A 22634-nucleotide genomic window follows, 5' to 3' on the forward strand; every position below is an offset into this window, starting at 1 on the left:
CGGCTAGACCAGGTTGTCCTCGACCGGCAATCCGAACGCGCCCCTGCCGTACATGGCGAGGGCGCGTTCGGCGTCGTTGGCCACGTGCACGCTGCCGGCGTGGGCGTCGCGCCACGCGCGCTCGATCGGATTGCCCCGGGTCAGCGAGTTGCCGCCGGCGGTCTTGAACAGCAGGTCGATCGCCTCGAGGGCCCGCTCGGTGCCGCGGACCTGATCGCGCCGGACCCGCAGCCGCATGCTCATCGGCAGCGGCTCCCCCGCCTCCGCGAGCTCGAGCAGTTCGCGGATGTTGCGGTCCATCTGCAGGATCGCCGCGTCGATCTCCGACGATGCCCGGGCGACCGCGACCTGAGCGAACTGGTCCTCGGCGAACCGTCCGCCGCCGAGGCTCAGGCGGACCCGGTCGCGCATCGCCGACAGGTAGGTCTCGTAGCACCCCGCGACGGTGCCGATCACCGGCGCGGCGACCGTGCTGGTGAAGATCGCCGCGAACGGGAGCTTGAACAGCGGCGCCGCGTTGACCTTGTGGCCGGGGGCACGCAGCTGCGCGGCCTCGTAGTTGCGCAGCGTCCGGTGCTCGGGCACGAACGCCCTCTCCACCGTGATCTCGTTACTCGCGGTTCCGCGCAGGCCGACGACGTCCCACACGTCCTTGATCCGGTAGTCGGTCCGCGGCACCACGACGGTCATGAAGTCGACGGGCCGCCCCTCGGCACCGACGACCAACGCGCCCAGCAGCGCCCACGACGCGTGGTCGCAGCCCGACGAGAACCGCCAGCTCCCCGACAGCTCGTAGCCGCCTTCCACCGGAATCAGTTCCCCGACCGGCGCATACGCCGACGACACGAGCGTGGTGCTGTCCTGACCCCACACCTCGTCCTGGACGCGGACGTCGAACAGGCCCAGATGCCACGGGTGCACCCCCAGCACCGACGTCACCCACCCGGTGGACCCGCACACCCCGGAGATGGCCCGCACCACTTCGTAGAACTCGACCGGGCTGCACTCGGTTCCGCCGTAGCGGGCCGGCTGCAGCATCCGGAAGACGCCGGCGGCCGTCAGGTCGCGGATCGACTGGTCGGACACGCGGCGCGATTCGTCGACAGTCTGTGCGCGCTCGGCGATGGCGGGCAGCAACTCGCGAACCGACCGCAGAACCTCGTGGGCCATGGGGTGCTCCTCGACGACCCCGGGCGGGGTCGGATGTCGGGACAGGGGGTACCCGCATGGTAGGGCGAGATTCCTCTTGTCCGTTTCGCGGGAGTCTCCATTGGGGTTCCGGCGGCCTCGAGACTTCCGGTCCGGACGGTCCCGCCCAGTGGGACTCCCGGATGCCGGGTGATCCGTCTCACCTAGCGTGACCCTCAATGCCACAGGTGCATCCTCCGCCAGGAACCGATGCCCCGCGGCCAGCGCTCGATTTTCGAACGCGTCTGAACTCGAATTGCATTTCCCTGAAAGGACGGACGAAGTGACCCTCAATCAGTCCGAAGAAGCCGAAGTCCGCGAGATCGTCGCCGGTGCCGCCCCCACGCGCTTCGCCCGTGGTTGGCACTGCCTGGGCCTGTCCGAGTCGTTCAAGGACGGAAAGCCGCACTCGGTCCACGCGTTCGGCACCAAGCTGGTTGTGTTCGCCGACAGCAAGGGCGAGCTGAACATTCTCGACGCGTACTGCCGTCACATGGGTGGCGACCTGAGCCAGGGCGAGATCAAGGGCGACTCCGTGGCGTGCCCGTTCCACGACTGGCGCTGGAACGGCAAGGGCCGTTGCACCGACATTCCTTACGCTCGCCGTGTCCCCCCGGTCGCCAAGACCCGCGCGTGGCACACCCTCGACCAGGACGGCATGCTGTTCGTCTGGCACGACCCCGAGGGCAAGGCGCCGTCCGAGACGGACATGTACATCCCGCGTATCGAGGGTGCGCTCAGCGACGAGTGGTCCGACTGGGTCTGGTACACCACCGAGGTCGACACCAACTGCCGCGAGATCGTCGACAACATCGTCGACATGGCGCACTTCTTCTACGTGCACTACTCGTTCCCGACGTTCTTCAAGAACGTTTTCGAGGGACAGGTCGCCAGCCAGTTCATGCGTGGCCAGGCCCGCGAGGACATGCGTCCGCACGCGAGCGGTCAGCCGAAGATGCTGGGCAGCCGCTCCGACGCGTCGTACTTCGGTCCGTCGTTCATGATCGACGACCTGACCTACCAGTACGAGGGCTACGACGTCGACTCCGTCCTCATCAACTGCCACTACCCGGTCAGCCCCGACAAGTTCGTGCTGATGTACGGCATCATCGTCAAGAAGTCGGACCGCTTCCAGGGCGACGCCGCCGACGAGATGGCCAAGGGCTTCGGCACGTTCATCGCCAAGGGCTTCGAGCAGGACATCGAGATCTGGAAGAACAAGACCCGCATCGAGAACCCGCTCCTGTGCGAGGAGGACGGCCCGGTCTACCAGCTGCGCCGCTGGTACGACCAGTTCTACGTGGACCGCGCGGACATTCAGCCCGAGATGGTCGAGCGCTTCGAGCACGAGATGGACACCACCAAGGCCGTCGCCGCCTGGCGCAAGGAAGTCGAAGCGAACATCGAGGAGAAGGCACGCGAGAATGCAGCCGCTGGAGTGTGACCGCTGCGGGGCCTGCGTACAGGTCCAGAAGCACAGCTGGGAGCACACCGCGGTGCAGTGGAACGAGGCCGCCCAGGAGGCGTGCCAGGAGATCCACACCGGGGTGGGCCGTGAGGGCCGCCCGGGCGCACCGGTCATGCGTTGCGAGGCGCTGAGCGCGGCGATCCAGGTCGCCGCGCTCGACGGCCGCCTCGCCATCACCGACGAGTCTCCCGTCCCCACCCCACAGGTCGCCGACCACTGAGCCACTTCACTCGCCGTCATCTCTCTCGACGAAAAGGATCGTTCATGATCGACAAGAACCAGTACGGCCCGTGGGCCGTCATCGCCGGCGGCTCCGAGGGTGTCGGCGCAGGTTTCGCCGACGAGCTCGCGCAGGCCGGCCTGAACCTCGTGCTCATCGCCCGCAAGCCGGGCCCGCTCGAGGAGACCGCGGAGAAGGTCCGCTCGCACGGTGTCGAGGTTCGTACCCTCGCACTGGATCTGCTCGCCGACGACGCGATGGACCAGATCCGCAAGGTCACCGACGACGTCGAGGTGGGCCTGCTGATCTTCAACGCCGGCGCCAACAGCTACGGCCACGAGTTCGTCACCGGCGACCTCGACGGGTTCAACCGGGTGATCAACCTCAACATCACCAAGCAGCTGGAGCTGTCGCACCACTTCGGCGCGAAGATGAAGGACCGCGGTCGCGGCGGCATCATGCTGCTCGGCTCGCTGGCCGGCTACATGGGCTCCGAGCACCAGAGCATCTACGCGTCGTCGAAGGCGTTCAGTCGCGTGTTCGCCGAGAGCCTGTGGCTCGAGCTGGCGCCGTTCAACGTCCACGTCGTGGAGTTCATCCTGGGCGTCACCCGCACTCCCGCGATGATCCGCGCCGGACTCAACTTCGACATCCCCGGCATGCTCGTCCAGGAGCCCGAGGACGCGGCCCGCGAGGGCCTCGAGCACCTCACCGACGGCCCGGTGTGGGTCGCGGGCGGCAACTACGAGGCAGCGCAGAAGCGCAGCGGCTTCCCCCGCGACAAGATGGTCAAGGGTGCGGCCGAGGCGATGCGCAAGCTGCTCAACCGCAAGTAGAAGTTCATCTCGACCGGCTGTGGCTGCGACCGAAAGGTCGCAGCCACAGCTGTATTCGCACCTGCCACCCGAGCCTGGAGGGAACGTCGATGGACCTGGAGTTGCTACTGGCCGAGCGGGAGATCGCCCGCGCCGTCATCCGTTTCGCTCGCGCGATGGACGACCGCGACTGGCCGGTCCTGCACGAGATCATGCTGCCCGACGCGACCGCGGAACTCGGCACCGGAACTCTCCACGGCCCCGGCGGAGTGGAGGCCTCGATCCGCTCGTTCCTCGACGACTGCGGCCCCACCCAGCACCTGCTCGGCAACATGCTCATCGACGTGGACCTCGCAGCCGGCACGGCCACCAGCCGGACCTACGTGACCGACCTGCACCTCGGTGTCGGCGACAAGCAGGGCCTGAGCTTCTCCACCCTCGGCGACTACCACGACGAGTGGCGGCTGACCGACGGCGTGTGGCGAATGAGCCACCGCACCAAGCACATGCGCGGCACCCAGGGCGACATCAGCGTCCTCGGTGCCGGGCCCGGTCACTGGGACGGCGGGCGGTCGCCCGTGGACCCGCGTACCGCGGCCGCGGACATCGAGGCGATCAAGCAGCTCAAGGCCGGCTACTTCCGGCTCATGGACACGAAGGACTGGGACGGTCTGGCCGCGGTCTTCACCCCCGACGCCGAGATCGACATGACCGAAACCGGCGGTGGGATCACCCATTCCGTCGAGGATTACATGCCGTTCCTGCGGGCCAGCATCGAGAACGTCGCGACCGTCCACCACGGCCACACCCCCGAGATCACCCTCACCTCCCCCACCACCGCGACCGGGACGTGGGCGATGGAGGACAGGCTGTGGTGGCCCGACGGCGCCCCGGTGCGCAGCCTCCACGGCTACGGGCACTACGTCGAGGAGTACCGGAAGACGGAGGCGGGCTGGAAGATCGCTGCGATGCGCCTGAGTCGGTTGCGGACCGACACGGCGTAACGCTCGACCGATTTGCCCGATACCGTCTGCACAGGCGACCGGAACTCCGGTGCGCAACGGGGAGGGAACATGTCGAGGCATCGGGTCGCCGTGCTGGGGATCGTCACACTGCTGGGCATCGCCGGATGCGGAACCACGGACGCGACTCCCCCTGCGAGCGGGGCCGATCTGCGGGCAAGTCTGCTGCCCGACGCGTCGGAACTTCCCGCGGGGGCGGTAACCCAACCGCTGCCCGGCGAGGAGGAGATGGTGCTCAACCTCGAGCTCGACGCCCCGAGCACCGGCACCGGGCTGGAAACGACGCCGACGTTCGATCCGCCCGGGTGCGAGGCCGAGAACATCTACTCGGACGGGGCTCGGATCGGGTTGATCGAGAACGGCTCCGCCACCGGCGCGCTTCTCGGGGATGAACGCGCCTACATCATGCTGGTCAGTGAGACCGACCTGGATGTGCAGCGAATAGCGAACTCCCACACTGGAGCCTGCTCGACCTACACGGTCACCTACGACGACCCCCGCGCATCGGCCCGTACAGTGCGTACCGAACGCCTCGACCTCCCGCCGGCTCTCGCGGCGGAGGACGCCGTCGTCCTGTCCGAGGTCACCGACCCCGACAACCCGAACTGGACCGACGACGAAATTCTCCTGGGATACGCGGCCGTCGACGGATACACCGTGATGGTCCTCGGATACCAGGGCAAAGACTCTCGCGCCGAGTTCGACGAAGTGTTCACGCGGGTCGTCGAGAAGGTTCGCCGGCGGTCCTGAGTCCCTTACGTGGAACGCCCACAGCAAGATTCGCGGCTCCATGTATTCCGACATCACCCTTCCAACCGGGGCCTGGCGAGGCGGGGTCGTCCGGCGCCGTGACGCACTGTGCGATCGGCGTGATCAACGCGGACGACCTCGACAGTATCGAACTCTCGCGGCGTCACACTGCGACAGTGCTTGCTATACCAGCAGCTTCGGTGGGCCAGGTGTTCAAGGGATTGACGTGTTCGCCGTCAGTGCAGTGAGCTTGCGCAAGCCTGCCGGGTAGAGACGCTTGCCGGCGACCAGTGCGACGATCGCGCCGAGGTAGACCAGCGGGGAGAGTTGCAGAGCCCCGAGCAGCCCGAGACGATCGGCAAGGACACCGACGACGAATGGCCCCAGTGCCATGCCCAGCAGGTTGTAGGCAACGGCGAGAGTACCCATTGCAGAGGCTCGGACAGAAGAGTGCGTGAGGTTCGCTACCATCGCCGCGGACGGTCCGGACGCCCCGCCGGAGAAGAAGGCGCCGATTCCGATCAGGACCATCTGCGCGGCCCCGGTACCGACGCGAAATCCTATCGTCAAGAATACGAGCGACATTACGCAGAAGGCGATGGCGGCGGTCCACTTGCGGCTCGTGTCGGTACGACCGACCCGGTCAGTGATGATGCCGCAGATCACCATGCCACTGCCCACGAGCAACACGAAGAGTGACGCCATCAGCCCGGCTTCGGCCGGAGCAAGGCCGTAGTAGCGGTTGAAGAAGCTCGGGAGCCAAGACAGCAACACTCCGGCGGTGAACAGATGAAGTCCGCCACCGATGTAGGCGCACAAGACGGCCGGATTGGTAAACAGACTCGACACCGGGGCGCGGTAACCCACCGGCGGCGCAGCAGCGACCGCGGACACGTCATCGGCGGCGTGCTGGGCCAGCTTGTGGTCGGTGATCAGGGCACGGTAGAGCGCGACCAAGATCAGACCGAAGACAGCCATACCAGCGAACGACCAGCGCCAACTCAAGTGGACGGCGATGACACCACCGAATGCGACACCGATCACCGACCCGAACGATCCGCCGGCCAGAAAGGCCCCGCTGAGAGTGGCGTGCAGTCGGGGCGCGAAGACGCTGAGCACGACGGCGATACCGACGCTCGAATAGGCGGCCTCACCGACTCCGACGAGGAAGCGGGCGCCGAGCATCTGTTCGTAACTGGTGGCCAGCGCGCACAACAGGGTGGCGACGCTCCACAGAACAGCCATGAGGATCAGGCTCTTGACTCGACCCCACCGGTCTGCCAGCAAGGACAACGGCAGGGTGAGCAGGCCGACCATTAGCGCCACGACGCTGGAGAGCGAGGCAAGCTGGGAATCAGACAGCGCCCATTCGGTTTTCAAGAACGGGAAGACTGCACTGAGAACCTGTCGGGACATATAGTCCGAGAGCAGCAGTCCGAAGGTCAGGGCGAACACTATCCACGGATACCTGCTCGACCGGGCAACTGGTGTGTCAGCCGGGTCTTCACTGGAAGTGGTGGGTAGCACCATGTGTGCTCCTAATCTAATGACCGGATGCAGTCGAGGGCATGTCCTGGCAAGAATCACCGGCCGCGTCGGACAACGAACTGCCGAGCTGCGCGCGAAGGAACGGCAGCACAATTTCGTTGACCTTCTCGGGCTCATCCAGCCAGGGCCAGTGCCCGGTCCCCGGCACGATTTCGACCCGCGCGCCTGGGAAACTCTGCAACTGCTGGCGGGCGAGATCGGAGGGAACGAACGGATCGTCCTCGCCCCAGACGACTAGGGCGGGAGTAGTCAGGTCGCGCAGCGGGCCTGTCAGCGCCCTCTCGAGCGCAGCAAGATCGAGGGAACGGTACATCTGCAGCACTGCTCGCTTGGTCCCGCTGGGAGCCATGTGGCCCACAATTTGCTCCAGCCACTGATCGGGCAACGCGGGATTCTTGCGGCGAATAATTGATCGGTTGATCCGGGGCCTCAGCATCAGCTGCACCAGTTCGCCCGCAATCGCTGTACGCCACAGGCGCGCAAGACCATGCCAATGCGACTCCCGGTTGATGCCGGTATCGATGAGGGTGATACTCGCGACCTGCTCCGGATGGTTGATTGCCCAGGTCAGGCCCCATGGACCTCCGAAATCGTGTAGGACGAGATGTGCACGCTCGACGCCCAACTGATCGATGATTCCACCAAGATGCGCTGCCTGGGAGGGCACGGTGTAGTCCTGGTCCGCACGCTGCTCTGCATCGCCGAAGCCCGGCATATCGGGCGCAATCACTCGTGCAAAGTCGGCGACCTTCGTCAGTAGTGGGGCCCAGTCGTTGCTTGCCCCTGGATTACCGTGCACGAAGACCACAGCCTCATCGGAGTCGGATCTGTTAGTTACGACCGGTGAGCGAACGTCTCGGACAACGATTTGCAATTCGTCAAGCATGGCTTGCTCCTAAATGGTTTGCTGACCGAACCGGTAGCGATCGGAATGGCGCTGCGACTAGGCGCCCACCGCAGGCCGGCCGGCACGCATTTGTTCGGCTTCAGGCGAGGCTGCGCTTGAGGATCTTTCCGGTGGCGGTCATCGGCAATGACGCGACAAACTCGACCAGACGCGGGTACTTGTAGGCGGCCATCTGCGTCTTGGTCCAGTCGATCAACTGCCCTTCGGAGATTTCGGCATCCTTGTCGAGGATGACGAACGCCTTGACCTCCTCGCCGTGACTTTCGTGCGGTACGCCGACCACTGCCGCCAGGGAGACGGCCTCGTGCGCCATGAGCACTTCCTCGATCTCTCGCGGGTACACGTTGAACCCACCGCGGAGGATCATGTCCTTTGCCCGGTCGACAATGTAGTAGAAGCCGTCCTCGTCGCGGCGGGCGAGATCCCCGCTGCGGAACCAGCCGTCGCACATCACCTCTTCGGTTGCCGCGGGCCGGTTGTAGTATCCCTTCATCACGTTGTGTCCACGAATTGCAATCTCTCCCACTGAATTTGATTCGGCCACAGTGTTCCATTGCTCATCCACCAGGCGGACCTGCACGCCCCATACCGGCGTGCCGATGGAACCGGGTCGCGGATCCCGCTCGGAGTCGCTGAACACCGCCAGCGGTGACGTCTCCGAGAGCCCGTAACCTTCGAGGATCTGAACTCCGAATCGTTCGTTGAACTGCTTGAGAATCTCGACCGGCATCGACGCCCCGCCCGAGATCGCCCTGCGAAGATTCTTGGCGATCCGTTCGACATCGATCCCGTCGTCGAGCGTATCGATGGCCTCGAGCAAACCCCAGTACATGGTCGGTACGCCCGCAAAGACGGTCACGTCCTGTTCGTTCATGATCCGCAGTGCGGACTGAGCGTCGAACCGCGGCAACAAGATCAACGTCGCGGCCATCGAGAACGCCGAATTCATGTTCACGGTCTGACCGAAGGTGTGGAAGAGCGGTAGGGCCGTCAGGTGCTTGTCGTGCCGGCTGGGCCGCGAGTCGAACAGTCGGTTAGCCGTCAGCGCATTCAGCACCATGTTCGAGTGTGTCAGCTCGGCGCCTTTGGGCTGGCCGGTGGTGCCGCTGGTGTACAGGACCACCGCGGTGTCGGTGGCCTCGCACAGCAGACTCTCGAACTCGCTGGGCTGATCCACGAGCGCTTGCGCCAGCTGGGCAATGCCCTCGGCGGTAGGCGCTTGGTCTGCGCCAACGACGAACAGGTGCTCGCAGGTCGGGGCGTCTTCGTAGCCCTCCCGGGCAAACTCGGCAATCGGCAGGTCCGATGTACCCTCGAAGCAAAAGTACGCTTTGGCGTCCGAATCGGCTAAGTGATAGGCGATCTCACGGCCCTTGAGCAGAATATTCAGTGGCACCACGACCGCGCCGGCCTTGAGGATTCCGTAGTAGAGAATCGGAAACCATGGCACGTTCGGGAGAGAAAGTGCCACCTTGTCGCCTGGCCGGATCCCGCTCGAGACGAGAAGGTTGGCTACCTGGTTCGAGACGGCATCCACCTGGGCATAGGTGAACCGCTGTTCGCCCTGGACGAGCGCGTCACGGTCCGGATACCGACGAGCGGAATCCTCCAGGAGCATGGACAGATTGAGCATGTGGCTTCTCTCTCAGTTTCGTGGTGCGGTCGTAGCGAACGCAGTGCTGGATCGGAACATGTTGTGGCGTCCATAATTCGGCAGAATCAGCAGGCCGCAGAGCCAGCTCATGTATCGCGGCCAGCGGCGGATCTGCGGGTTCACCGTTTCCCCGGGGGCATAACCGCGCCGGTCGACCGAACTAGTCGACCGAGCCTTCACAAGCCCCCACCCGAATTGACCCGACATCGGAAAGCGGAGTCCCGTGAACCCACCGGATCACCGCAGACACCATGTGTTCGACGGCACTTAATGCCGCAGTTATGTTGCACATCACGCTATAGGGACTGCGCCACATTCGATTGACGCTGCGTTACGGCTGGATTGACATACTGTTGCACTGCGTCTGCCGCCAAGCGCTCTCCGCTGATCGGACGCTCCGGGCACCGGCCTAAGCCCCCATCACCCGAGGACCGCCGACCATTCGGACCCCTCGACCGTGAATGTGCAGTGCCCGCCGCGACCGGTGATGCACTCAGTGGTCCCGCGCCGACAGTGCACAGGCCCGACGACCAACACCTGCTCTAAAGTGCAGCCCTCCAGGCCGTTGGACTGGACCCGAACTCGGTTCGAAACCAGCGCGAGAACGCAGATAGTTCGGAAAACCCAAGCAGACCAGCAACATCCGTTAGGGAACGCGTCCGCTGTGTGACATATATCCGAGCCAAATCCACCCGGGTGGTATTGAGGATCTCCGAGAATGATGTGTTCGATCTGGCAAGAAGCCGATGGACCGTGACGCGGTTGACTCCCAGCGTCTTCGCGACATGCTGCAGCGAGCACCGCCCCGTCGGCAGCGTGGTTTCGATCAGTTCACGAATGCGGTCGAGATCGTCGACGGGTCGCGGGCTGGCGATCGTGTCGATATACTCCTTCGCGAACGGCTGAAATGAAGGGTCGAACAGGCTATTGGGGATATCAAGATCGCCAGCGTAGAACCCGAAGCCATTGAAATTCTCGCCAAATCGGATCGAATTTCCCAAGGTACGGCGGTGAAGCGTCAGGGCGTCCGGTGCGTCGTGCGTAAAACAAACGGTTGCCGGTGTCCAACGGCCTCCGGAAACGATCTTGATCAGCCGAAGAAGTGCCCCTACGATCATCTCGGAGAACTGCCGCGAGGCGCTGGCAGGGACTATGTCGAAGTCAAGCCTAACCTTTACGAGGTCATCAGTTTCAGCTATCCGAACGTTGATAGCCTCGCTGCGTAGGTGCTGATAGCGACTGAGCATCATCAGCACACTGCGCATATCCGGTTCGCCCTGCGCGGCTACACTGATCGGGCCCAGATTGGAGAACTTTCGGTTCTCGGCCAGGCGCAATCCGAAACCTTCGAGACCGGTTGCGACCGCAGAGATCTCGAGGAGTCGGGCGGCGGCGTCGATGGCGATCCACTGATTCGGCATGGCCAGGTCGGCTACCTGGAGCCCGACAGACCTGAGCAACGGAAGTGGGTCGACTTCCCGAGAACGAATGAGCTCCAGGTATCCCGTCAGCGTTGCGTTACGGACAAGCCGGGTCATCGAAGCCTCCTTTCGATTGCCTTCGAGCGTCCGTCAGCTTGGCCGGCATCACCCGGCAGATGCCTTTGGCGGTCGGCTCGAGGGCGAGATCCCATTCCAATACTGCTCGGTCGGGATCCACAGCAGCTTCACCATCCTCGACACCGGACCACGCTCGTGCCCCGCTCCTACCCTACATTCGACCGGGCGTATAGCGGCTCCGGCCAACAGGATTGGAAACCCAGATACCCGCCTCCCCGCGGAAGTTGCAGGACAGGCGGGTAGCAATCGTCGCCGCCGCAACGGGTGCGGGAGCGCACGGAAACCGAATCCGATATCCGATGCGCCGGTAGGGCGTTCACGTAGCCCCTCCCCCATCGGTAACCCTGCGGGCGGAGCAATAGCGCGTCAAGCAAGGTGCAACGTGAGGTCAATTTCCTGCCGGGACTGGGCGCTAGAGTTTCGACATCTGACGGTGCGGATCCATGCTTCACCGGACCGCAAATGAAGAGCACCCAACGAGCGAACCTGTCGCCCTCCGGCCGAGCTGGCCGAGTACCCCTCTCCCCCGAAATCAAAGGAGTGACACCCATGCACGCCGTTCAAATCGAGGAGCCATCGCAAGCCGGGAATTCCTTGATCAAGGTGAAGCAACTGACCCGACATATCGGGGCCGAACTGCTCGACATACAGATTCCTGACATCACCCGCGATGATGCCCTCTTCGCCGAGGTGAAGTCGCTTCTCCTGAAGCACAAAGTGCTATTTCTCCGAAACCAGGAAATGACACGCATCCAACACGTGGCCTTCGCCAAGAAGTTCGGACCGCTGGAAGATGGCCACCCAAACACCGACGATGATTCCGGTGTTGTTCTCCTGTATAAGGATACGTCGAGCGAGGGCCACTACGAGAATTCCTACCACAGCGATACGAGTTGGCGGGAGAGCCCCTCAATGGCGTCCGTACTGCGTTGTGTGGAACCGGCTGAAATTGGTGGCGACACCATTTGGGTCAACATGGTCGAGGCATACCGCGAACTTCCGGATCACGTCAAGGATCAGGTCAAATCCTTGCGTGCCCGGCACAGCTTCGAGGCAGTCTTCGGCGCCTCGAAGCCGATAGAAGTACGGCACGAACTGAAAGAGAGCTTCCCCGATGCCGAGCATCCGGTGGTTCGCACGCATCCTGAGACGGGGGAAGAGATCCTCTATGTGAATGTTTTCACGACGCACATTACCAACTTCCACACCCCGGACCGAGTGCGTTACGGCGCCGATTACTCGCCCGGCGCGAGCGATTTGCTCAACCATCTGAAGAGTCGGGCAGCGATCCCCGAGTACCAGGTCCGCTGGACCTGGACGAAGGATTGCGTCGCGATTTGGGACAACCGATCTACGCAGCATTACGCGGTTCAGGACTACTGGCCGGCCGTCCGGAAAATGGAGCGCGCGACGATCGCGGGCGACAGGCCATTCTGAAATATCCCCTACCGACATATGCGCTTCGGGGCTTGCCCTCGAAAAGCCCACGCCCCAATTTCAGATCCTGAAAGGAAACAGTGATGAGTAGATTCGACGTCACCGAGACGAATATCGCGGTCGCGCAGCTGATCGAGCGGACCGTCAACCCGCGGCACCTTTACCTGCTGCATGCTTACAACCGGCACCGCAACCTGGAGGTCGCCGGTCGCTGGGAGGAAATCTTCGCGCCCGACATGATGGTCGAGGAACCCGTCTACAATTTCAACACTTTCGGTCGCACGATCAGGCTCGAGGGCGCCGACGCGATCAAGAGTGTCTACAGCGAATGGGCTGGCACCGGGGAGTGCATCTTTTACGTCGAAGACGAGAAGATCGCTGTCGGCGACAATCTGATCTGTACCGACTTTGTTCTCTACCAGCAGACTCCAGGAGCCGCGCTCGTGGCGGAGGGCATCGATGTCGACCCGCAGGCCACGTACCTGATGAAGAATCGGCAGTACATGAACTGGCCCTACGACGACCAGGGTCGACTCATCGGTGAGGATGTGTGGGAGGTCGACCCATCCACACGCGAGTACATCCGACTCGACCCGTCCGAGGTGCTCACCTGTGCACAGTCGGCACCCCTACTCGAACACTTGATCAAGCCACTTCCGGCGCGCCCCTTCTAGGAAGTTCCTCAGCGGCAAAGGGTTGGTCCAGGAGTTCGCGGTGATTCACCGACAGCCCTGTCCGACCTCGACCGCCACCGCGGCCCGGCGGCGATCTCCTGGTCACCGCTGGGCCGCTCCAGCACAGCCTTATGTACCGCGGAGGTCTGGGTCTAGGCATTCGGTCTCGCCGCCGAGATCGTCGCATCGCAGTCCGCATTCGACATCGGCGGGTTCGGACCCTCTGACTGCGGACTCATACGCCAGCAATCCTCCGTGTTCGCCGACGCTCACGAATCCCTGAACCTGATGCAGCCATCTCAGCTCACCCGAGACGGTTCAACAGTGCAATCGCGTCGAACGTCCAGTCACGACTTGACTTTCGCACACTACGCGTGGCGCTTCTCGGAGTCGATTATCTTTGGCGGTTCCGGCACTAGGTTGCCGCGCTGATGGCGTGCGGCTGACGTTCGGTTGCTGTGTCACGAGGGGGAATGGACATGCGCGAGGTGGAACTATCGGCGGGACCTATCGAGTACGAAGACACCGGTGGCGATGGTCCGGTCCTGATGTTCATTCACGGATTGATCATGGACGGTTCGGTGTGGCGGAACGTTGTCGCCGAACTACGCGACCGGTACCGATGCATCGTTCCCACCTGGCCGTTGGGCGGGCACCGGAAGCAGATGCACCCTGAAGAAGCTGACCGCGGCGATCTCGGATTTCCTGGAAGCAACGCGTACCTGACGCCGCCACAGGACGGTTGGAAGGCCAGGTAGTGGATATCCGAACATGTGTCCCGCACGCGGAACTTTTCTGCCAATACCCGGTAAACGTCGTCGACATTTCGAAGCAGATACCCGGACGTGACGCTATCGAACGCCTCGTCCGGGAACGGCAGGTCGTTGGCGTCGGCAACTTGCCACGAGATGGCATCGCCGATTGCTCTGGTAGCCGCGGCGGCAAGCATGCGCTCCGAGAAGTCTGCAGCGGTGATCGCGGCGTGCGGATACAAAGACCGCGCGGCGAGAGCGATCTCACCAGTGCCGGTGTCGCCCCAAGGTCATCACGCGATTCATCCGGTCGTAGTACTCCGCGACGGAATCGAAAGTTTCCTTGACACCGGACTTATCCATCGGACCCCATCTCGTGGGAAGGCTGCGTCCGTACATCCGGATCGCTCGGTTGATTCCACTTCACTGGATTTACTTCGACTCCTGTCAACTTACGACAAGCCGGACACGACGCGCCGATCGCCTGTATCTCGTTCACCGCGCGACAGTGCCCGGATCGGACGTAGCCGTCCCGGTTACCCGAGACGGTCCAACAGTGCCATCGCATCGAACGGCGCGTAGCCCTTCATGTCGTTGTCGAAGTACACGAACGCGTCCCTGCCGTCCTGCTGCCACCCGCGCACCTTCTCGGCCCATCCGTCGAGGGCCTCGTCGGTGTAACCGCTCGCGTACAGCTCGGCGTCGCCGTGCAACCGCGCGTAGGCGAAATCGGCGGTCGTCTCGTCGATCCGCGGGTACTTCCCGGCCGTGTCGGCGAGGACCAGTGCGACGCCGTGCTCTCGGGCGATCGTCACCACCTGGGGCACGGCGAAACTCGCGTGCCGCACCTCGAGCGCGTGCCGGATGGGACGCTCGGCGTCGGTGACGACCAGGACCCGGTCGTCGGACAGCTTGTCGTCGCGGCGCTCCGCGAGGGCGCAGGCGGCGGTGGTGGTCCGCGGCAGCAGCGCGAGGAACGCGTCGAGCCGGTCGGCGTCGAACTGCATGTTCGGAGGCAGCTGCCAGAGGATCGGACCGAGCTTGTCGCGCAGTGCCAGGACCCCCGCCGCGAAGAAGTTGGCCAGCGGGATCTCGACGTCGAGCAGCCTGCGTACGTGCGTGATGTAGCGGCCACCCTTGACCGCGAACACGAAGCCGTCAGGCGTCTCGTCCCGCCACTTCGCGAAGCTGGACGGCTTCTGCAACGCGTAGAACGACCCGTTGATCTCGATCGACGTCAGGTGCGCGGAGGCGTACGCCAACTCCTCGCGATGTACGAGCCCCTCGGGATAGAAGCCACCGCGCCACCCCGGGTACACCCACCCGGAGATGCCCACGCGGACGTCCGCCATGCCGCCGGAGTGTAGACCGGTCGAGCGAGGTCCGACGCCCGGTTCTGCGTAACTCGGGGACGCGTGTCGGTGCGGCGGAGTACCGTCAGATCGCTCTATCCATGACTTTTGGGGGTTTTCTCGATGTGGGGTTCCGATCCGACGTGCGCACCGGCGCGCAGGCTTCGACGCGGGTTGCTCGGCCTGTCGCTCGCCGCACTGGTGGCGCTGCCGCTGGCGGGTGAGGCCGCGGCGGCGCCCGGGAGCAGCGGAAGCTCCGGAAGCACCGGAAGCACTGGAAGCTCCGAGGACTCGGGCAGCGCCGGTAGCCTGGGCAGCGCCAGCAACGCGGGGAGCGCGGCGACCGCCGGCAGCTCGACCGGCAGCGGCGAAAACGGGGGCAGCGTCAGCGCCGGATCGGTCATCCCCGGTCCACTCCAGAACGAACGGCCGCCGCTACCGCCGCTGCGCGACGACATCACCGTCGCCGCCATCGTGGGCGAGGAGCAGAAGACCGAGCAGATGGTCCGCTTCACGGTGGCCTCGCCCGCGCTGCGCCGCGAGGTCGGTGTGGAAGTGCTTCTTCCCAAGGACAACTCGGTGCCGCGACCGTCGATCTACGCGCTCGAGGGTGTCGACGCGGGCGAGGACACCAGCGGGTGGGCCACCATCGGCGGGGCCCCGGCCTTCTTCGCGGACAAGAACGTCAACGTCGTGATGATCAACGGCGGCGTGTCCGGCCTGTACACCGACTGGGACCGGGTCGATTCGGGTGTCGGCCTGCACAAGTGGGAAACGTTCATCACCGAGGAGTTGCCGCCGCTGCTGGACACGCGCCTGCACACCAACGGCGACAAGTCGCTGCTCGGCATCTCGATGGGCTCGCAGGGCGCGATGATGCTCGCGCACCGGAATCCCGGGATGTACCGCGGCATCGCGGTGTTCAGCGGGTGCTACTCGACGACGGACGACCTGGGCCGGGCCAGCGTGCAGGCGACGGTGTCGTCGCGCGGCGGAGACCCGGGCAACCTGTGGGGCGAGGTCGGCGGTCCCGAGTGGGCCGCCCACGACACGGTCCGCAACGCGGAGCAGCTGCGCGGCATGGACATCTACGTCTCGGTGTCGACCGGCATCCCGGGTAAGTACGAGGAACTGGGCTCCCCGGACTTCGTCGACCGGGTGTTCATCGGCGGCCCCATGGAGGCCGTCGCGAACGCCTGCACCCACCGGCTCGACGCCCAGCTCGACAAGCTGAAGATCCCCGCCACCTTCGACTACGAGGCCGTCGGCATCCACGGATGGTCGTACTGGCGGGACCGGCTGCCCAAGGCGTGGCCGACGCTGGCGCGCTCACTCGACCTGCCCGCCTGACACCGCACCGTCCAACGACGAAAGGGCCCCGCACGGAGGAAGGCGGTTTCAAGGGGTCGTCGCAACACTGCCTGGTTTTAGGCGGTAAGTAGATCACGCAGACGCTCGGCTGGGGTATCCCAGTCGAGCGTTTTGCGTGGACGGCCGTTGAGTTCCTGGGCGACGTGTTCGAGGTCCTCGGGTCCGAACACGCTCAGGTCGGTGCCCTTGGGGAAGTACTGCCGCAGCAGTCCGTTGGTGTTCTCGTTGGTGCCGCGCTGCCAGGGACTGGCGGGGTCGCAGAAGTAGACCGCCATGTCGGTGGCCATCGAGAACTGTTTGTGGCGGGCCATCTCGCTGCCCTGATCCCAGGTGAGCGATCCCCGCAGGTGTGCCGGCAGGGTCGAGATCGTCGCGACCAGCCCGTCCCTGACGGTTTCGGCGTCATGGCGGCCGGGAAGGTGCACCAGCATGGTGTAGCGGGTGGAGCGTTCGACGAGCGTGGCGATCGCGGACTTGTTGCCTTCACCCATGATCAGGTCGCCCTCCCAGTGGCCCGGCACGGCACGGTCGTCGGCCTCGGCTGGCCGGTCACTGATCATGATCATCGGGTCGAGGAACCGGTGGGTGCGCCGATCCGGGGCGCGGCGCGGTATCCGCCTCGCTCGCCCAGACCGAAGCGTCTGCTGCACTTCACGTTTGAGGCCGCCACGGGCCTGGAAATACAGTGCCTGGTAGATCGTTTCGTGGCTCACTCGCATGCTCTCGTCGTCCGGAAAGTCCTTCACCAGGCGGTGCGAGATCTGTTCGGGAGACAACCGCTGCGACAGCCCGTCGGTCACCGCCTCACGCAACACCTGGCTGGTGACCAGTTTGGACTGTTTCGGCCGGGCACGAGCGGCCGCCGCGGCCCGGTCGGCCTGATAGGGCAGATACGTTCCCGCGATACTGCGGGCGCGGACCTCCCGCGAGACCGTCGAAACGTCCTTGCCGATCCCGGCCGCGATCGCCCGCAACGACCGACCGGTCAACAACCCGTCCGCGATCGCCAACCTGTCCGGCAAGGACAGATACCGGCCGCTGATCGTGGCGGGGCCGGCCCCGCGAGGCGTGGTCACAGGCACCGAGTATCGAGCACCACGGCCGTAGTCCACGACCGTCCCGTCGCGGTGGATACGTTTGTTGCCGACCTTGCGGGTGCCGTCACGCCAGTCCCGTCCGGTGCGTTCGTGGACCCCGACCTCCCGGGCGGCACGCCTGACCGACCAACCCGACCCGACGAGTTCGAGGAACCGGCGTCTGGCCTCCGCCTTGCCCACCGGCGCCTTCGCCTCGTCGACCAGGCCTTCGGCCACCAGGATCCGCCGGGCGACCGAATGCGACACCCCGCACGACTTCGCCGCCTGGTTGATCGACCCGGTCACGGTGAACACCGCCGCGACCTGCCGCCGATCGACCGCACGGCGGGGGCCACGCGACCGACCTGCGGGGCGTCCGGTCGCCCGCAGAATCGAGTAACACCGTTGCCGCGCAATCCCCAACGCCGCCGCGGCATCCTTCACCGACACACCGGAATCAACCAAACCCACCAACCGATCACCGAACCGAGCACAGTCCTCCGAAAACGACACGGTCGCCGCAACCCCTCACATCGAGAGTGTTGCGACGACCGTGTGAACCCGCCGAATCCGTGCGGGGCCCGTCCCGTCTCTACCGGACGATCATGCCTTGGGGATGAACGCCTTCAGCGGCTCCGAGGCCGACCAGTCGTGGCCCCAGTAGCTGTCCGCCGTGATTTCCTCGGCGGTGTAGAAGGTCTCGTCGACCGCCATGCCCTCGGTACCGAACTCGAGGTCCCAGCCGCCGGGTGCGCGCACGTAGAACGACACCATCTTGTCGTTCGTGTGGCGACCCAGGGTCGAGGAGATCGTAAAGCCGTTCTTCGCGACACGGTCCAGCGCCTGGCCGACGGCGTCGAGGGTGTCGACCTCCGTCATCAGGTGCACCAGGCCGGGCTCGTCGGTCGGCGGTGCCGGGCACAGCGCCAGGCTGTGGTGGCGCTCGTTGACACCGAGGAAGCGGACGCGCGAGACGCCGTCCGCGAGCCGGATGGCACCGCGCGGGAGGAAGCCGAGCACCTCGGTGTAGAAGGCGTACGACTCCGCGAACTTCGCGGTCGGCAGCACGACGTGGCCGAGGCCCTGCGTGCCGGTGACCCACTTGCCGCCGTGCGGCGTGACGACCGGGCTGTGGTCGAGAACCGGACCGAAGAAGACCTCGATGCGGGTGCCGGCCGGGTCGTCGAACGCGATGACCTTCTCGGCGTCGCGGTAGATGGATTCCTCGTGCGAGAGAACCTCGACCTCGATGCCGGACTTCTCGACAGCTTCCTGGACGCGCTGCAGAGCGAACTCGTCACGCACCTCCCAGCCGACCGCGAGAGCCTTGTCGGATTCGCCCGGCAGGACGGCCAAGCGCGCACGGCGCTCGTCGACCCGCAGGTACAGGCCATCCTCTTCGGGTCCCGTGCCGATTGCCATGCCGAGGCCGTCGACGAGCAGTTCCCGCCAACGAGCGATGTCCTGAGTCTGGATCCTGAGGTAGCCGAGACCCCGAATTTCCGTCATATCAATCCGTCCCTGAGTAAGGAATGCAGGTGGGTTCGAACTAGATCATCGAGCGGTGAACGCCCTGCGGCTCACCACCGAGCTGGGTCAGTGCCGAGGCATGGTTGATCGAGCCGGGCACGTGGATCGCGTGGGTCAGGCCGACGTGCGCGTCACGCCAGAAGCGCTGCAGCGGAAGCGTCACCTTCATCGCACCGCCGCCGGCGCGCGCGAAGATCTCGTCGAGGGCGCTCACGGCACGCCACGCGGCGTTGGTCTGGGTGCGGCGGCCGATCGCACGCTCCTCGAAGGTGACCTCCTGGCCCTTCTCCGTCTTGTCCCAGAAGCGGTCGACGGTCTCGAGGATCGACACGCGCGCAGCGTTGATCTCGTCGGCGGCCTGACCGATGGCGTAGAGGACGTACGGGTCCTCCTTGATCGGGACACCGGTGACCGCGACACGCTCCTTCTGCGCGTTGATGTACAGCGCGAGACCGCCCTGGCACATGCCGATCAGCGACGAGGAGATGCCGAGCGGGAAGATGCACGAGAACGGGAACTTGTACAGCGTCTCGTCACGGCCGGCGTGCTTGGCACCGTTGCCGCTGAGGACGATCTCGGAGTCGATCGTGCGGTACTCGGGGATGAAGGCGTCCTTGACGGTGAAGTCCTTCGAACCGGTGCCACGGAGGCCGACGACGTTCCAGCTGTCGTGGTCGACGGTGTAGTCCGCCTTCGGAACCAGCACATGCAGGATCTTGCCGGTGGGAACACCCTTCTGGTCACCGACGAGAGCACCGATCATGACCCACTCGCAGTGGTCGTTGCCGGTGGAGAACGACCAGCGGCCGTTCAGGATGTAGCCGCCGTCGACCGGCACCGCGACACCCATGGGTGCGTACGGCGACGCGATCCAAGTGTCGACGTCCTCGCCCCAGACCTCGTGCTGCGCCTTGGGATCGAAGAAAGCCATCTCCCACGGGTGGACACCGACGATGCCGGAGACCCAGCCGGTCGAGCCGTCGACGGCGCCCAGGGCCATCGCCGTCTCGGCGAACTCACGCGGGTGCGCCTCGAGGCCGCCGAACTCCTTCGGCTGCAGCATCCGGATGACGCCGGCGTCGCGCACACGCTTCGCGTTGCCGTCCGACAGGCGCATCAGCTTCTCGCCCTCGATGCCACCCTCGCGGATCTCGTCCGCGAACTGCATGATGTTGTCCAAAACCTGACCCATAGCTATCAGCTCTCTCTCTGCGATCCCACGGCGACGCGGGTCAATTCTTAGCGGCAGACCTACTGCGGTCTAGAGCAATTGGTCTACCTGTCCTCCGGCAAGCTCGGGCGACCGGCCTCGACGAAAATCGCGGTTCGGATGCGCCGTGGCGCTTGGCATGCTCGTCGGCATGCTCGAGGAAGCTGGGGTGAGCACCGGCGCGGCCCATCGTCGGCGACAGACGATCGAGCATCGCGCCCTCCTGGTGCGAGTGGGGACCAACGCTCTTCGACCGCGCTGATCGTGTAGGTGGAACGGTCCCAGGAACGGCGCCTGGGGAACAAAACATCTCCCGCTCAGCGGGACTGGAATTCGGCCACGTCAGAGCCTGTTTCCCAGTCCCGCTGAGTGATCACTCGGGACCCTGTGCGTGCTACTTCGTGTCGGACGCGGCGGTGCGGTCCGAGGCGGTATCGGCGACGTGGTTTGCGGCCACGTAACCGAACACCATCGAGGGGCCGATCGTCGCGCCGGCACCGGCGTACTCGTTGCCCATGACGGACGCGGACGTGTTGCCCGTCGCGTACAGGCCGTCGATGACCGAGCCGTCCTCGCGCAGCACGCGAGCCTCGGCGTCGGTGACCAGACCACCCTTGGTGCCGAGGTCGCCGGCCTCGATGCGGACCGCGTAGAAGGGGCCCTTGACGATCTCGTCCATCGCCGGGTTCTTCATCGTCGGATCGCCGTAGTACTGGTCGTACGCGCTGTCGCCGCGACCGAACTCCTCGTCCTTGCCGGTGCGGGCGTAGCCGTTGAACCGGTCGACGGTCTCGAGCAGGTTCTGCGCCGGGACGCCGATCTTGCCGGCCAGCTCGCTCAGCGAGTTCGCCTTGTGCACGATGCCCTTGTCGTAGAAGCCCTGCGGGAACGGAGCACCGGGCAGCACCTGCGCGAACGGGTACCGCGAACGAGCCTTGCTGTCCATGATGAAGTACGCCGGGACGTGTCCCCCGTCGAGCTGGTCGTGCACGAAGTTCACGTACGGCGACGACTCGTTGGTGAAGCGCTTGCCGTCCTGGTTGACGATGACGGCCGGCGGGATGGACCGCTCGGACACCAGCGGGATCACCGCACCCATCGGGTGCATGACCGACGGCATCCACCATGCATCGTCCATGAGATCGACGGCGGCACCGAGCTTCTGGCCCGCGAGGATGCCGTCACCGAGGTTCTCGCGTGCACCGGCGCTGATGTTCGGGGCGCCGTGCTCGGGCAGGTACTGCGCGCGCATCTCGTTGTTGTGGTCGAAACCGCCGGTGGCGAGCAGGACACCCTTGCGGGCGCCGATCCGCACCAGCTTGCCCTCGCGCTCCGCGGTGATGCCGACGACGGCACCCTTCGAGTCGACGATGAGTTCCTTCATCGACGTCTGCAGCCACAGCGGGACGCCGGCGTCCTTGAGCGCCATGCGCATACGGGCGACGAGCGCGCGGCCACCGGTCGCCATGTGGCGGCGACGGATGACGTTCGACGACACACGCCACGCCGCGATGAGCGATGCCCGGCGTCCACGCCACGTGCGCTTGACCATCGCCAGGTCGCGGTAGTCCTTCGACGTGATCCACAGGCCGAGCGGGCCCTTGAGACTGTTGGGACGCTGGTACTTCTCGTCCTCGCCGAGCTTGCGGGTGTCGAACGGCGTGCACTCGGTGGTGCGGCCGAGGGGGCGTCCGCCCTCCTCCTCGGGGTGGTAGTCCGAGTAGCCCTTCACCCAGTAGAACTCGATGTGCGGGCTGCGCTCGAGCAGTTCCATCATCGGCGGGCCGTTGTCGACGTAGGCGTCGAGACGCTCGTCGGACACCTTGCCGTCGGTGACGACGTCGAGGTAGCGACGGACCGACTCACGGGAGTCGCCGGCGCCCTTGCGCACCAGCACGGGCGCGTTGGGGATCCAGATGCCGCCACCGGAGATCGCGGTGGAGCCGCCGTAGGTCTTGCCCTTGTCGATGATCAGGGCCGACATACCGCGATCCGCCGCGGTGATGCCGGCAGCCATGCCACCGCCGCCACTGCCGACGATCAGGAAATCGACGACAGTGTCGAAGCTCTCGGTGCCGGCTTTCTTGTCTGCCATTGGGTT

General features: G+C 65.0%; 18 protein-coding genes and 1 pseudogene. 8 read left to right on the forward strand and 11 right to left on the reverse strand.

All coding sequences use genetic code 11. The features are described from left to right. Window positions 1-3 precede the first annotated feature (3 nt). Window positions 4-1170: a 3-hydroxy-9,10-secoandrosta-1,3,5(10)-triene-9,17-dione monooxygenase oxygenase subunit gene (hsaA, locus tag DEU38_RS20055; protein WP_114723163.1), complete on the reverse strand. Its 1167-nt coding sequence runs from the start codon at window positions 1168-1170 to the stop codon at window positions 4-6. A gap of 301 nt (window positions 1171-1471) precedes the next feature. Here hsaA and DEU38_RS20060 point away from each other — a divergent pair, with 301 nt between their 5' ends. The 5 genes from DEU38_RS20060 (at window position 1472) to DEU38_RS20080 (ending at window position 5463) form a co-directional block, all read left to right on the forward strand. After that, window positions 1472-2632: a Rieske 2Fe-2S domain-containing protein gene (locus tag DEU38_RS20060; RefSeq protein WP_114723164.1), complete on the forward strand. Its 1161-nt coding sequence runs from the start codon at window positions 1472-1474 to the stop codon at window positions 2630-2632. After that, window positions 2613-2876 (forward strand): hypothetical protein, encoded by a 264-nt coding sequence (locus DEU38_RS20065; protein ID WP_114723165.1) that lies wholly within the window; start codon window positions 2613-2615, stop codon window positions 2874-2876. Before DEU38_RS20060 ends, DEU38_RS20065 begins: the two co-directional genes overlap by 20 nt. Before the next feature lie 44 nt (window positions 2877-2920). Beyond that, a complete protein-coding gene (locus DEU38_RS20070) occupies window positions 2921-3712 on the forward strand; it encodes an SDR family oxidoreductase (protein WP_114723166.1) in 792 nt (263 codons plus the stop codon). An 89-nt stretch (window positions 3713-3801) separates the two neighbouring features. Continuing rightward, window positions 3802-4695, forward strand: coding sequence for a nuclear transport factor 2 family protein (locus DEU38_RS29700; protein ID WP_114723167.1), 894 nt, complete (start codon window positions 3802-3804; stop codon window positions 4693-4695). Between the two features lie 69 nt (window positions 4696-4764). After that, window positions 4765-5463, forward strand: a complete 699-nt coding sequence (locus tag DEU38_RS20080) for a hypothetical protein (RefSeq protein WP_114723168.1) — start codon at window positions 4765-4767, stop codon at window positions 5461-5463. Window positions 5464-5676: 213 nt separating this feature from the next. Here DEU38_RS20080 and DEU38_RS20085 read toward each other — a convergent pair whose 3' ends face one another. The 4 genes from DEU38_RS20085 to DEU38_RS20100 form a co-directional block, all read right to left on the reverse strand. Beyond that, window positions 5677-6993 carry an MFS transporter gene (locus DEU38_RS20085; RefSeq protein ID WP_114723169.1) on the reverse strand — a complete coding sequence of 439 codons (1317 nt, stop codon included), beginning with the start codon at window positions 6991-6993 and terminating at the stop codon, window positions 5677-5679. A 13-nt stretch (window positions 6994-7006) separates the two neighbouring features. Next, window positions 7007-7897, reverse strand: coding sequence for an alpha/beta fold hydrolase (locus DEU38_RS20090; protein WP_114723170.1), 891 nt, complete (start codon window positions 7895-7897; stop codon window positions 7007-7009). 100 nt (window positions 7898-7997) lie between these two features. Further along, window positions 7998-9551, reverse strand: a complete 1554-nt coding sequence (locus DEU38_RS20095; protein ID WP_114723171.1) for a long-chain fatty acid--CoA ligase — start codon at window positions 9549-9551, stop codon at window positions 7998-8000. Between the two features lie 563 nt (window positions 9552-10114). Next, on the reverse strand, window positions 10115-11110 hold the full coding sequence (locus DEU38_RS20100; protein ID WP_114723172.1) for an AraC family transcriptional regulator: 996 nt from the start codon (window positions 11108-11110) through the stop codon (window positions 10115-10117). A gap of 570 nt (window positions 11111-11680) precedes the next feature. On the opposite strand from DEU38_RS20100, the gene DEU38_RS20105 reads away from it, so the two are divergent. Both DEU38_RS20105 and DEU38_RS20110 read left to right on the forward strand, forming a co-directional pair. After that, entirely contained in the window at window positions 11681-12568 is an 888-nt protein-coding gene (locus DEU38_RS20105) for a TauD/TfdA family dioxygenase (RefSeq protein ID WP_114723173.1), read from the forward strand. A gap of 83 nt (window positions 12569-12651) precedes the next feature. Next, the gene (locus DEU38_RS20110) at window positions 12652-13242 is read left to right on the forward strand and encodes a hypothetical protein (protein ID WP_114723174.1); all 591 of its coding nucleotides are present in this window, start codon (window positions 12652-12654) and stop codon (window positions 13240-13242) included. 556 nt (window positions 13243-13798) lie between these two features. On the opposite strand, the pseudogene DEU38_RS29845 reads toward DEU38_RS20110, so the two are convergent. After that, window positions 13799-14393 (reverse strand): annotated as a pseudogene (locus DEU38_RS29845) (class I SAM-dependent methyltransferase). A gap of 137 nt (window positions 14394-14530) precedes the next feature. Continuing rightward, on the reverse strand, window positions 14531-15346 hold the full coding sequence (locus DEU38_RS20130; RefSeq protein WP_114723176.1) for a DUF72 domain-containing protein: 816 nt from the start codon (window positions 15344-15346) through the stop codon (window positions 14531-14533). A gap of 123 nt (window positions 15347-15469) precedes the next feature. Here DEU38_RS20130 and DEU38_RS20135 point away from each other — a divergent pair, with 123 nt between their 5' ends. Further along, complete coding sequence (locus DEU38_RS20135; RefSeq protein ID WP_114723177.1) at window positions 15470-16696, forward strand: alpha/beta hydrolase family protein; 1227 nt, start codon at window positions 15470-15472, stop codon at window positions 16694-16696. A gap of 77 nt (window positions 16697-16773) precedes the next feature. Here the strand turns inward: DEU38_RS20135 and DEU38_RS20140 are convergent, their stop codons facing one another. The 4 genes from DEU38_RS20140 to DEU38_RS20155 form a co-directional block, all read right to left on the reverse strand. Continuing rightward, window positions 16774-17994, reverse strand: a complete 1221-nt coding sequence (locus DEU38_RS20140; RefSeq protein ID WP_114723250.1) for an IS30 family transposase — start codon at window positions 17992-17994, stop codon at window positions 16774-16776. A 402-nt stretch (window positions 17995-18396) separates the two neighbouring features. Then, window positions 18397-19302, reverse strand: a complete 906-nt coding sequence (gene bphC, locus DEU38_RS20145) for a biphenyl-2,3-diol 1,2-dioxygenase (RefSeq protein ID WP_114723178.1) — start codon at window positions 19300-19302, stop codon at window positions 18397-18399. A 40-nt stretch (window positions 19303-19342) separates the two neighbouring features. After that, window positions 19343-20515 (reverse strand): hydroxylase, encoded by a 1173-nt coding sequence (locus DEU38_RS20150; protein ID WP_114723179.1) that lies wholly within the window; start codon window positions 20513-20515, stop codon window positions 19343-19345. Window positions 20516-20927: 412 nt separating this feature from the next. Next, window positions 20928-22628 (reverse strand): FAD-binding protein, encoded by a 1701-nt coding sequence (locus DEU38_RS20155; protein WP_114723180.1) that lies wholly within the window; start codon window positions 22626-22628, stop codon window positions 20928-20930. Window positions 22629-22634 lie beyond the last annotated feature (6 nt).

Origin of the sequence: Rhodococcus sp. AG1013 (genome assembly GCF_003350365.1) — a bacterium.
Classification (GTDB): domain Bacteria; phylum Actinomycetota; class Actinomycetes; order Mycobacteriales; family Mycobacteriaceae; genus Prescottella.

Excerpts from the sequence above, each read along its gene's own strand:
- DEU38_RS20070 (WP_114723166.1), top strand. The coding sequence starts at position 2,921 with ATGATCGACAAGAACCAGTACGGCCCGTGGGCCGTCATCGCCGGCGGC.
- DEU38_RS20130 (WP_114723176.1), bottom strand. The coding sequence starts at position 15,346 with ATGGCGGACGTCCGCGTGGGCATCTCCGGGTGGGTGTACCCGGGGTGG.
- DEU38_RS20155 (WP_114723180.1), bottom strand. The coding sequence starts at position 22,628 with ATGGCAGACAAGAAAGCCGGCACCGAGAGCTTCGACACTGTCGTCGAT.
- DEU38_RS20080 (WP_114723168.1), top strand. The coding sequence starts at position 4,765 with ATGTCGAGGCATCGGGTCGCCGTGCTGGGGATCGTCACACTGCTGGGC.
- DEU38_RS20100 (WP_114723172.1), bottom strand. The coding sequence starts at position 11,110 with ATGACCCGGCTTGTCCGTAACGCAACGCTGACGGGATACCTGGAGCTC.
- DEU38_RS20085 (WP_114723169.1), bottom strand. The coding sequence starts at position 6,993 with ATGGTGCTACCCACCACTTCCAGTGAAGACCCGGCTGACACACCAGTT.
- DEU38_RS20065 (WP_114723165.1), top strand. The coding sequence starts at position 2,613 with ATGCAGCCGCTGGAGTGTGACCGCTGCGGGGCCTGCGTACAGGTCCAG.
- DEU38_RS20150 (WP_114723179.1), bottom strand. The coding sequence starts at position 20,515 with ATGGGTCAGGTTTTGGACAACATCATGCAGTTCGCGGACGAGATCCGC.
- DEU38_RS20095 (WP_114723171.1), bottom strand. The coding sequence starts at position 9,551 with ATGCTCAATCTGTCCATGCTCCTGGAGGATTCCGCTCGTCGGTATCCG.
- hsaA (WP_114723163.1), bottom strand. The coding sequence starts at position 1,170 with ATGGCCCACGAGGTTCTGCGGTCGGTTCGCGAGTTGCTGCCCGCCATC.
- DEU38_RS20110 (WP_114723174.1), top strand. The coding sequence starts at position 12,652 with ATGAGTAGATTCGACGTCACCGAGACGAATATCGCGGTCGCGCAGCTG.
- bphC (WP_114723178.1), bottom strand. The coding sequence starts at position 19,302 with ATGACGGAAATTCGGGGTCTCGGCTACCTCAGGATCCAGACTCAGGAC.
- DEU38_RS29700 (WP_114723167.1), top strand. The coding sequence starts at position 3,802 with ATGGACCTGGAGTTGCTACTGGCCGAGCGGGAGATCGCCCGCGCCGTC.
- DEU38_RS20135 (WP_114723177.1), top strand. The coding sequence starts at position 15,470 with ATGTGGGGTTCCGATCCGACGTGCGCACCGGCGCGCAGGCTTCGACGC.
- DEU38_RS20105 (WP_114723173.1), top strand. The coding sequence starts at position 11,681 with ATGCACGCCGTTCAAATCGAGGAGCCATCGCAAGCCGGGAATTCCTTG.
- DEU38_RS20090 (WP_114723170.1), bottom strand. The coding sequence starts at position 7,897 with ATGCTTGACGAATTGCAAATCGTTGTCCGAGACGTTCGCTCACCGGTC.